This window comes from Longimicrobium sp., assembly GCA_036389795.1.
Lineage (GTDB): Bacteria > Gemmatimonadota > Gemmatimonadetes > Longimicrobiales > Longimicrobiaceae > Longimicrobium.
On record DASVWD010000151.1, the window covers coordinates 21,873 to 31,015 of the forward strand.

Sequence of the window (9,143 nt, forward strand, 5' to 3'; positions counted from 1 at the left end):
CAGGGACGGGAACCGACATCGCGCCGCAGTCGTAAAGTCCACCTTCTCCCGAAGTTGGGAGAGGGTTGCCGCTCTAAGGCGGCGGGTGAGGGCCCCCGCGGCCGCGCCGGGGCTGGTCGGAGCGACTCGCCCCTACTCCTCCTCGCCCAGCAGCACGCGCAGGCTCAATTCGCGGTTCTGCAGGAAGTCGCGGTAGACGTGGTAGTGCTCCGTCTCCTCGTACTCCACCCGCGCGATCCCCTCCTCGTCGAAGCGGTAGATCCAGGCCTCCGGGTACGCCAGGACGATCGGCGAGTGCGTGGCGATCACGAACTGGGCGCCGCCCTGCACGTGCTGGTGCAGGATGGAGAGGAAGCTCATCTGCCTGAGCGGCGAGAGCGCGGCCTCGGGCTCGTCCATCAGCACCAGCAGCCCGCCGTGCAGCCGGTGCTGGAAGAGCGACAGGAAGCTCTCGCCGTGCGACTGCTCGTGCAGCGAGCGCCCGCCGTAGTAGTCGATCGGCTTCCTGGGCAGCGCGGCCGCCCACGACTCGCGGCTCAGCTCCTCGATGGCCGTGGCGAGGTTGAAGAAGCTCTCCGTGCGCATGAAGAACCCGTACCGCACCCGCGGCGGCCGCGTCTCCAGGTAGGAGTGCAGCTCCGAGTGGCTCTCGCGCGTGGCGAAGTCGACCTCCCCCAGCCCGCCGCCCTCGGGGTTGAAGCCGAGCGCCACCGCCACCGCCTCCAGCAGCGTCGACTTCCCGCTGCCGTTCTCGCCCACGAAGTAGGTGACCCTGGGGTGGAAGCGGAGCGCGTCGAGCCCGCGCACCGCGGGGAGGGAGAACGGGTAGCGCCCGAAGGAAGGCACCTCGCCGCGCTTCAGCCGCACCGCCGAGAGGTAGCCGCCCACCGCGCCCCCTCAGCCGCCGCCCGCGAGCCCCGCCAGGCGCGGGTCGTGCCGCGTGGGAGTGAAGCGCACCACCTCGTACTCGGCCACCTTCTCGGTGAAGAACGGGTCCTCGCAGACGATCTTCATCGCCTCCAGCTCCGAGGCGGCGTCGGCCAGGATCACCGCCCCGGTGTGCGGCTCGCGCGGCCCCGAGGCCAGGAACTTCCCCTCACGGTAGAAGCGGTCCAGGAACTCGCGGTGCGCCGGGAGGTGGCGCTCCACCTCATCCAGCGGCTTCAGGTACTTCGAGAGCAGGATGAACATTTCGAGGGCTCTCCTTCCGGTGCGGTTGGAAGGGGAGTCTACGCGCCCGCCTCCCGCCGCGGCAAGCGGCGGGAGGCGGGCGAACTCGGAAACGGCGGAAGCAAGCGCGAACGGCGAAGCTCCGCCGCGTGTCCGCAGAGGAAGTCGAGCGCCCCGGACCTGAAGGGCGCGGCCTTCCTAACCCGTGCCGACGCCGCCTGGAAGCACCACCGAAGAGCCAGGAGGTATCGCCGGAGCAGGCTCACCGCCCGCCCCGGTGGTCTGCGGGCGCAACGAGGCTGCCTCCAGGTCCCTCTCCAGGTCTCCCGCGAGCGTCGGCCAGTAATAGAAACGGCGCCACCCCAGGAAAACCAGCAGCGGCAGCACCAGCAGCGCGACCGCAAGCGGCGACCACTCCGCGAACGAGCCGTGCTCGCCGGTCTCGGCACGCACCGCGTCGCCTCCCAGCGCCGCCGCCGCGGCGGCCGCCCCGGTGAAAAGGGTGACGTGGAGCAGCGTGGGCCTGCGGCAGAACAGGCTGGACCTCACACAGGAGAAGAAGCTGAGCTTCGGCCCCTCGTTCAGCTCGCTCTCCAGCGGCGTGATCATCCAGTCCCAGAAGTTGATGGCCAGGAAGAAGAGAGCCAGACAGGCGAGGTACGCCGGGAGAGTGGAGAATGCCGCCGCCAGCGAGAGCGCAAACCAGGCCACGAGGACCAGGGTGTCGAAGAGGAAGATCTTGCGCTCGATGCCGAGCTTCTTGCGCTGGAACTCCTTCCACTCCGCCCGCTTGCGCTCGTCACCGCCGTTCGGGGCGCGGGTGCCCGTGATCTTCCGCTCCCGCAGGAGGAAGCGGAAGTTGAACGACTTCATGTCCTCGTGATAGAAGAAGAAGTCCTGGATCACGAGCAGGACGGCGATCACGAGCAGCACGTTGCTCGGGGAGAAGGACAGGGAGTGGATGCGATGCAGCGTTACGTCGATGACCACGCCGTAGAGGAGCGCGGTGAACGAGATGGTGATGCTGCCGCGGCCGGCGGCGCCGCTGTCGGTGTGCATGAAGGCCTCCCATGATTCACCAGATGATGCAAAGGCAGGTCAGCGACCCTTCTCCTTTCTCGAATTCGGAGATATCCAGGCGGACGGGCTCTACCCCGTGCTCCGCCGCGAACTCGCGCAGCCGTAGCTCGGCGTTCGGGTAGCCTGCCGGGAACAACAGATGGCCGTTCACCCGTAGGCAGTTCGCCGCGCCCAGCTCGTCCGTGAGGGGGAGGACCTCCTCCACCTCGAAGGCGAGCGGGTCGACCAGGTCGGGAGCCGCCACCAGTGTGCCGTTGCCCAGGTAGGTGGCCACCGATTTCAGGTGCAGGCAGTCTTCGCGCACCTGCACGCCCACCACGCGCCTCCCCGCCGGCTGCATGAACTCGGCGAGCGCGGCGCACCCCCGCCGGTTGGTGCGTCCGGTGAGGCCCACGTAGGTGACATTGCCCACGTGCAGCACGTCGCCGCCTTCCAGCAGCGCACCCGGCGGCAGCTCCACCACCTCGTAGCACCACTCGGAGAGCGCGTCCACCACCGCCCGCTGCTCGCCTTCCCGGTGCTGGGCCATCCGCCCCAGCAGGGCGCGCGGCGGCCAGACCACCGCCGGATCCTCCACGAAGACGGAGTCCGGAAAGGCGGGGTCGGGCGGCACGTAGCGGACCTGCACGCCCGCCCTGCGCAGGGCATCGGCATAGGCGTCGTGCTGCGCCCGGGCCAACTCCAGCGAGATGGGGGTGTGCTCCGCGTACAGAGAGGCGTACGTATCAGGGATCCGCCGCATCAACGCCGTCGTGAACGTTCGTTCTTGATCCACGCTCCGCCCCCTGGTAACTTTAAAAAAGAATCATAAAGAGCGAGTCGAACAGCCGCAACGGTAATGAGCGTCCCAGAAACTTCCCTCGGCGGATCCCGCGGTCCGGTGCTCAACCGCAACCCTGCCTCCCGGATAGTACTACGGCCCAACGTGGTGCGCCTCCACAGCCGGATGCTGAACGACCGCAGCCGCACCGGGAGGTTTCTGGCCGCCATTCCCCAGGTGGTGCATCCGGGCGACGTCGTGGTGGACCTGGGAACGGGTACGGGCATCCTGGCGATCGCCGCCGCCCGCGCCGGCGCGCGTCGTGTCTACGCCATCGAAGCCGGGCCGGTGGGAGAGGTGGCGCGTCGGATGTTCGTCGCGAACGGGGTGGACGACCGCGTGGTGCTGGTCTCGGGCGAGTCTACCCGCGTGGAACTGCCGGAGCGCGCCGACGTGCTGGTCACCGAAATCTTCGGGAACGGGCCGCTGGGCGAGAGTGTGCTGGAGGCGACTGCGGACGCGAGACGGCGCTTCCTCAAGCCGGGGGCACGCGTGCTGCCGAACGCGCTGCGGATCTTCGGCGTCCCGGCCGCTTTCTCGGAAGCCGAGCGGAGGAAGTACGTCTTCACTCCCGACAACACCCGGTGCTGGCGGGCGTGGTACGGGATGGACTTCTCCCCCCTCGGCGCGGTCGCCCCCAACGCCCTGCTGCCGTTCCACCTGGACCCGCGCCGGGTTCGGCGGTGCCAGCCGCTGACCGCGCCGACGCTGCTGGCGGAGATCAACCTGCAGTCTCACGAAGAGCCGAAGGTCGCCAGCCGCGTCAGTACGGCCGCGCTGCGCAGCGGCACCCTGAACGCGCTGGTCATCTATTTCGAGCTGCAGCTGGGCCCTTCCATCATCCTGACCACCAACCCCGCGACGGCGGGAGCCGACAACCACTGGCTGACCCCCATCTATTTCTTCGTCACTCCGCTCCCGCTGCGGCAGGGGGACGCGGTGGAGCTGGTCTACCGCTACACGCGAGGTCGCGGCGAGCGCATCGACATCGCGCGGGTGGACTGAGACGCCGCTTCAGGTACTTCGGCAGCAGCACGAACATGCTCCCCCTCGGCGCGGATGGTGGGGAGGGAGTCTAGCCCGGCCGGCGCCGGTACGGCAATGGCCGCGCGGCGCGGATGCCGCAGCAGGTACTCGTCGTCCTCCTTCTCCCCGCGCACCTTCATCACCCAGGCGATCACCGACGCGGGGAAGAAGACGCAGGCGAACGCCACGAGCAGGAGGCCCAGGAGGAACGTCCCCGTGTCCACCGACCCCATCATGCGCCCGCCCACGACGGCGCCCGCGACGCAATCGAGCCCGACGGCCACCAGGATCGGCAGGTTCAGGAAGCGCAGGTACACGCCCCACAGCTTCCCGATGATCCAGCCGATGAACCGGCAGAGCTCGTAGAGCAGCTGCTCCAGCCCGGAACCCAGGAATTCCATCGTTACGCTCCGGCTTCCAACGCGAGAGTTGCCCAGGGAAGGACGGCGGCAGAGCGGCCGGAGTTTCGCGCTCACCCGCCCTGCGGCTCCGCCGGCTTCGCCGCCGCGTCGTTCTCCCGCACCTGCTCGTCGACCCGCAGCGGCTGCCCGTGCAGGTGCCGCCAGAACGAGGTGAGGATGATGCCGGACATGGTGTCCGGGTGCCGCGCCCCGATCCGGAGCATGTGGGTCTGCAGGCGCGAGCCGCTCCACAGCCCCCATTCGTCGCGGATCCAGCGGCCCAGGCTCATGTGGTACTTCCCCACCAGCTCCCCCTCCGGCGTGGCCCGCAGCTCGGCGACGAGCGCCAGCGGGGCGGCGCGCTCCAGCTCCCTCACCGCGTCCTTCACGTCGGCGGGGATGTAGATGCGGCCGGGATCGGTCGCGTCCGGGGTCGGGTCGAGGTCGTACGTCCCCCCCGCTCCGCCCCGGCAGCCCGCGGCGAGCGCGGCCAGGACCAGGAGGAAAGCCAGCGGCGCGGTGAATCGCATCGGTCCCGTTCTCCTCGATCTCCTCAGCGCCCCGCGCGGACGATGGCGAGCACGGCGTCGTGCAGGCGGCCGTTGGTGGCGACCACGCCGCGCCAGGCGGGGTCCGGCCGGTTGTAGCGCAGCGGCTCGCCGACCAGGCTCGTCACCCGCCCGCCCGCCTCGGCCACGATCACCTCCGCGCCGCAGACGTCCCACTCGTTCTTCGGGCCCCCGGAGACGAACACGTCGCCCGCGCCCTCGGCCACCTTGGCCATCTTGTAGGCGGTGCTGCCGAGGGGCGAGACCTCCCACCCCTCGGGGTAGTGCTCGAAGTCGCCGCGGCGGATCTCCGAGCGCGAGGCCAGGAGCGTGCGCACGTCCGCGTCGCCGCCGGTGGCGGAGACGCGGATCGGCCGGCCGTTCAGGAAGGCGCCGCCGCCGGCCGCGGCGTGGTACAACTCGCCCGTGGCGGGGTTGAACACCACGCCCAGCACGGCCCGCCCGCGGTCCACCAGCCCCACCGACACGGCGAACTCGGCGAAGCCCTTCACGAACGAGTTGGTCCCGTCGATCGGGTCCACCACCCAGAGCCGCTCCTTCCCCAGCCGCTCGGGCGAGTCCTTCGTCTCCTCCGAGAGCCAGCCGTACTCCGGCCGCTCGCCCAGCAGCGCGTCGTGGAGGATGCGGTCGGCGGCCAAGTCGGCGTCGGTCACCGGCTGCTCGGGACTCTTGTAGCGCACCTCGGGCGTATCGTGGAAGGACGGCAGCACCGCCTCGCCCGCGGCGCGCGCGGCGCGGATCGCCAGGTCCAGGTCGGCGGCGTAGTCGGTCGTGTCGGTCACGCGCGTGGAAATCGGGTTCGAGACTGCATCGGTTCGATGGCGGCCGTCGCGGACTGCAAGGCCAGGTCCGCACGCAAGGCAACGCGTGTGTGTGCGGATCCGGCGCTACGGGCAAGCTCCGCTGAATCTCTCACAGAGGACACGGAGGACACAGAGAACCGATCGCTGTCCCTCCGTGTCCTCTGTGCCCTCTGTGAGAGTTTTTCTGTTTCCGAATCTATCCAAGAACAACGCCCGCCCGCGGAAGAACCACGGGCGGGCGATTCGCATCTGCCAGACGAAGGATCAGCGGCTGGTGACCTCGCGGGAGAGGCGGTACATCTCGGCGGCGCGGTCGAAGTTGCCCTTGCGGTCGTAGGCGATGCCCATGGCGTAGTAGGCCCTGGGGCTCTCGGGCTGGATGCGCACCGCCTCCTCCAGCACCAGGAGGGCCGCGTCGGGCTCGGCCATCTGGTTGAGCGCCTCGCCCAGCAGCAGGTGGCCCGTCCCCGAGTCGGGGTCCAGCTCCACCGCCCGGCGCAGCACGGCGGCGGCGGCCGCGTAGTTGCCGCGCTTGTACAGCGTGGCCCCCAGCTGCAGGTGCACCTCGGCCGCGTCGGGCGCCAGGCGCTCGGCCCGGCGCAGCTCCTTCTCGGCGGCCTCGTACTTCCCCTGCGCCGCCAGCGCCGCCCCCAGCCCCAGGAGCGCGCGCAGGTGGTCGGGGCGCAGCGCCACGACGGCCGCGAACGCCTCGGCCGCGTCGGCGTGGCTGCCGCCCTCGGCCAGCGCCTCGGCGCGCTCCAGCCTCCCGGCCAGCGCCTCGTCGGCCGCCGGGGCCGGCGCGGCCGCGCGCGCCCGGCGCGGGCCGCGCGCCGCGCGCCCGTTGGCGTCGGGAGCGGGCGCCTCGCCGGCGGGAGCCTCCCCTGCCTCCTCTGCTTCTCTCGTCTTGCGGGCCATCACACGCTCGGATCTGCCTGGGGAACGCCGCCTCCGTCATCCGCCCCGACCGTCTCGCCGCACACCCACCGGCAGTAGACGCGCGAGCCCGCCTGCACGTCAACCGCGATCAGCTCGGGCACGCTGTAGGGGTGCAGCTCCGCCGCCCGCGCGAACAGCCGCTCGAGCAGCTCGCGCCGCGTCTTCATCACCACCAGGTGCTCGGCGTCGGCGCGCACCTCGCCCTCCCAGCGGTACACCGAGGTCACGCCGGGCACCAGGTTGGCGCACGCGATCAGCCGCTCCTCCACCAGGGCGCGCGCGATGCGCTCCCCGGTCTCGCCGTCGGGGGCCGTCATCAGCACCACCGAGAGCGGCGCGCCGCCGCCGTCCACCGCCGCCCCCGCCTACAGGTCCAGCCGCAGGTCGGGCGAGGGGGCCGGGGCCTCCTCGCCGTCGCCCTCGCCGGTCAGCTCCGCCAGCGTCTTGCGCGCGTGCACCACGTGGGGCTGCGCGTTGGGCGCCTGCGGGGGGCGTGCCAGGAAGGCGCGCAGGTGCGCCACCGCCTCGTCGGTGTTCCCCTCGTTGCGCAGCAGGAACGCCAGCCCGTAGTGGGCGCCGCTGGCGTGCGGCTTCAGCTCCAGCACGCGGCGGTACGTCTTCACCGCCTCGTCCGTCATCCCGATGCGGGTGTAGGTCACCGCGATCTGCTGGAGGACGTCGGGGTCGTTGGGGCTCTCGCGCAGCGCGAGGCGGAACGAGGTGAGCGCCTCGTGGAACTTCTCCTCGCGGAGGAGGACGGTCCCCTCCTCGTAGTAATCCGGGTCCTTCGCCGCCTGGCCGGAGCGGCCGTTGATCAGCTTGGAGATCCAGGACATCGTCGGGATGCAGGGGAACGATAAACGACCAGGAGACCTGCCCTGAAGCACGCGCGGACCACCGGCTGGGCCGGCGCCGCGTGCCCCGACGCGCGCCGGTGCCCCCAAGTTACCGGCACCGCCCCGAACCGCGCAACCGAATCGATCGGGTCAGCGCAGCGCGTTCATCCGCAGCGGCACCGGCTCGCCCGGCGCGCGCGCCACCACCACCCCGTCGTCCTCCAGCAGCACCGCCGCCCCCGCTCGCCGCAGCTGCCCGGCCACCTCCGCCCCGGCGCGCTCCACCACGATGCGCGAGCCCGGCGCCAGCACGCGCAACCCCTCCGCCAGCAGCGCCGCGTCGGCCCCGCCGGTGAAGGCCGCCCCGCGCAAGGAGCGGCCGCGGAAGGGGAGCGCCGGCCCCGCCGCCACGCGGCTCACCCCCGGCGCCTCCGGCCCCGGGAGCGGCGCGGGCGCGAGCGCGACGACCTCGATTCCGGGCACCAGCGCCGAGACCTGCGGCGCCAGCACCGCGCCGGGCCCGGCCACCAGCACGGTTCCCGCCGCTTCGGCCAGCCCCAGCAGCGCCGCGATCCGCACCGCCCCCTCCTGCGCGTCCCCGACGCTCCCCTCCTCCTCCACCGGCGCCGCACCCGGGGCCGACGTGCGCAGGTCCGCCGCCCCGTCGTGGATCGGGTAGGTCTCGCGGCAGTTGGCGCACCCCAGCCGCCCCTCCAGCACGCGGCGCTCCTCCACGCGGTCGGCCAGGAGCACCAGCCCGAACTCGGGCCCGCAGCGCGGGCAGGTGAGAATGTCCGTCAGCAGGATGTACATCGGCCTCGTCCACTCCGGATTCCCGGCCCCGGCGCCCCTTCCGCGCGAACCTCGGGCCCCGGGCGATACAGCCGGCAAAGATCGGGATCACGCAGAGTCATACCACGCTACAGAGCGCCTTTCTGGTTTCCGAAACAGATCGGGATCACACGGAGAAACAGAGGCACAGAGAACTGAAAGCTCTGGTTTTTCCCTGTGTCTCTGTGCCTCTGTGTGAGATTTTTTGCAGATCTATCCCCGAACGATCCTCTGCAAGCGGGTATCAGCACCATAAGAACGAATCCCGTCAAGGGCACGAATATGGGCGAGCCGAGCCGTCCCGGATACAGGTTGGGCACCAGCACCGAGACTTCCTGGTCAGAGATGGGGGTGTCCGGTCTCCCGGAGCCAGCCGACTTCGATCAGGGGCTTGCCCGGTGCGGCCACTGCCGCGGCGATGGCTACGCCCGCTTCGGAAGGGACTCACTCGGAGGGAACGGAGGCGACGGAATCGACGGGGACTCGCCGCAGTTCTCCGTTGACTCCGTTGACTCCGTTGACTCCGTGTGATACCAGATTGCCGAGCATTGTTCTGGTTGCGAACAGATTGGGAATCACACAGAGGACACAGAGAACACGGAGGAACTGAAGACGCGATTGAAGTTTCTCTGTGTTCTCTGTGTCCTCTGTGTGAGGCTTTATCAGAAAGC

General features: G+C 70.5%; 12 protein-coding genes. 1 reads left to right on the forward strand and 11 read right to left on the reverse strand.

Annotated elements, in window-relative coordinates; all coding sequences use genetic code 11:
* Positions 1-132: 132 nt before the first annotated feature.
* From VF746_20645 to VF746_20660, 4 genes are all read right to left on the reverse strand, one after another.
* Positions 133-888 carry an AAA family ATPase gene (locus tag VF746_20645; GenBank protein ID HEX8694848.1) on the reverse strand — a complete coding sequence of 252 codons (756 nt, stop codon included), beginning with the start codon at positions 886-888 and terminating at the stop codon, positions 133-135.
* 9 nt (positions 889-897) lie between these two features.
* Positions 898-1,191 (reverse strand): YciI family protein, encoded by a 294-nt coding sequence (locus VF746_20650; GenBank protein ID HEX8694849.1) that lies wholly within the window; start codon positions 1,189-1,191, stop codon positions 898-900.
* Between the two features lie 177 nt (positions 1,192-1,368).
* Complete coding sequence (locus VF746_20655) at positions 1,369-2,229, reverse strand: hypothetical protein (GenBank protein HEX8694850.1); 861 nt, start codon at positions 2,227-2,229, stop codon at positions 1,369-1,371.
* A 16-nt stretch (positions 2,230-2,245) separates the two neighbouring features.
* Entirely contained in the window at positions 2,246-2,992 is a 747-nt protein-coding gene (locus VF746_20660) for an arginine deiminase family protein (GenBank protein ID HEX8694851.1), read from the reverse strand.
* A 204-nt stretch (positions 2,993-3,196) separates the two neighbouring features.
* On the opposite strand from VF746_20660, the gene VF746_20665 reads away from it, so the two are divergent.
* Complete coding sequence (locus VF746_20665; GenBank protein HEX8694852.1) at positions 3,197-4,075, forward strand: 50S ribosomal protein L11 methyltransferase; 879 nt, start codon at positions 3,197-3,199, stop codon at positions 4,073-4,075.
* Here the strand turns inward: VF746_20665 and VF746_20670 are convergent.
* The 7 genes from VF746_20670 to VF746_20700 form a co-directional block, all read right to left on the reverse strand.
* Positions 4,027-4,497 (reverse strand): hypothetical protein, encoded by a 471-nt coding sequence (locus VF746_20670; GenBank protein ID HEX8694853.1) that lies wholly within the window; start codon positions 4,495-4,497, stop codon positions 4,027-4,029. The two genes, VF746_20665 and VF746_20670, sit on opposite strands and share 49 nt — an antisense overlap.
* A gap of 71 nt (positions 4,498-4,568) precedes the next feature.
* The gene (locus VF746_20675; protein ID HEX8694854.1) at positions 4,569-5,027 is read right to left on the reverse strand and encodes a DUF6794 domain-containing protein; all 459 of its coding nucleotides are present in this window, start codon (positions 5,025-5,027) and stop codon (positions 4,569-4,571) included.
* 23 nt (positions 5,028-5,050) lie between these two features.
* Entirely contained in the window at positions 5,051-5,848 is a 798-nt protein-coding gene (locus VF746_20680) for a 3'(2'),5'-bisphosphate nucleotidase CysQ (GenBank protein ID HEX8694855.1), read from the reverse strand.
* 285 nt (positions 5,849-6,133) lie between these two features.
* A complete protein-coding gene (locus tag VF746_20685) occupies positions 6,134-6,784 on the reverse strand; it encodes a tetratricopeptide repeat protein (GenBank protein HEX8694856.1) in 651 nt (216 codons plus the stop codon).
* A complete protein-coding gene (gene cutA, locus VF746_20690; GenBank protein HEX8694857.1) occupies positions 6,784-7,158 on the reverse strand; it encodes a divalent-cation tolerance protein CutA in 375 nt (124 codons plus the stop codon). Before cutA ends, VF746_20685 begins: the two co-directional genes overlap by 1 nt.
* Before the next feature lie 12 nt (positions 7,159-7,170).
* Positions 7,171-7,641 carry a tetratricopeptide repeat protein gene (locus VF746_20695; GenBank protein ID HEX8694858.1) on the reverse strand — a complete coding sequence of 157 codons (471 nt, stop codon included), beginning with the start codon at positions 7,639-7,641 and terminating at the stop codon, positions 7,171-7,173.
* A gap of 150 nt (positions 7,642-7,791) precedes the next feature.
* Positions 7,792-8,454, reverse strand: a complete 663-nt coding sequence (locus tag VF746_20700; protein HEX8694859.1) for a Trm112 family protein — start codon at positions 8,452-8,454, stop codon at positions 7,792-7,794.
* Positions 8,455-9,143 lie beyond the last annotated feature (689 nt).

Excerpts from the sequence above, each read along its gene's own strand:
- VF746_20650 (HEX8694849.1), bottom strand. The coding sequence starts at position 1,191 with ATGTTCATCCTGCTCTCGAAGTACCTGAAGCCGCTGGATGAGGTGGAG.
- VF746_20655 (HEX8694850.1), bottom strand. The coding sequence starts at position 2,229 with ATGCACACCGACAGCGGCGCCGCCGGCCGCGGCAGCATCACCATCTCG.
- VF746_20660 (HEX8694851.1), bottom strand. The coding sequence starts at position 2,992 with ATGCGGCGGATCCCTGATACGTACGCCTCTCTGTACGCGGAGCACACC.
- VF746_20665 (HEX8694852.1), top strand. The coding sequence starts at position 3,197 with ATGCTGAACGACCGCAGCCGCACCGGGAGGTTTCTGGCCGCCATTCCC.
- VF746_20670 (HEX8694853.1), bottom strand. The coding sequence starts at position 4,497 with ATGGAATTCCTGGGTTCCGGGCTGGAGCAGCTGCTCTACGAGCTCTGC.
- VF746_20675 (HEX8694854.1), bottom strand. The coding sequence starts at position 5,027 with ATGCGATTCACCGCGCCGCTGGCTTTCCTCCTGGTCCTGGCCGCGCTC.
- VF746_20685 (HEX8694856.1), bottom strand. The coding sequence starts at position 6,784 with ATGGCCCGCAAGACGAGAGAAGCAGAGGAGGCAGGGGAGGCTCCCGCC.
- VF746_20695 (HEX8694858.1), bottom strand. The coding sequence starts at position 7,641 with ATGTCCTGGATCTCCAAGCTGATCAACGGCCGCTCCGGCCAGGCGGCG.
- VF746_20700 (HEX8694859.1), bottom strand. The coding sequence starts at position 8,454 with ATGTACATCCTGCTGACGGACATTCTCACCTGCCCGCGCTGCGGGCCC.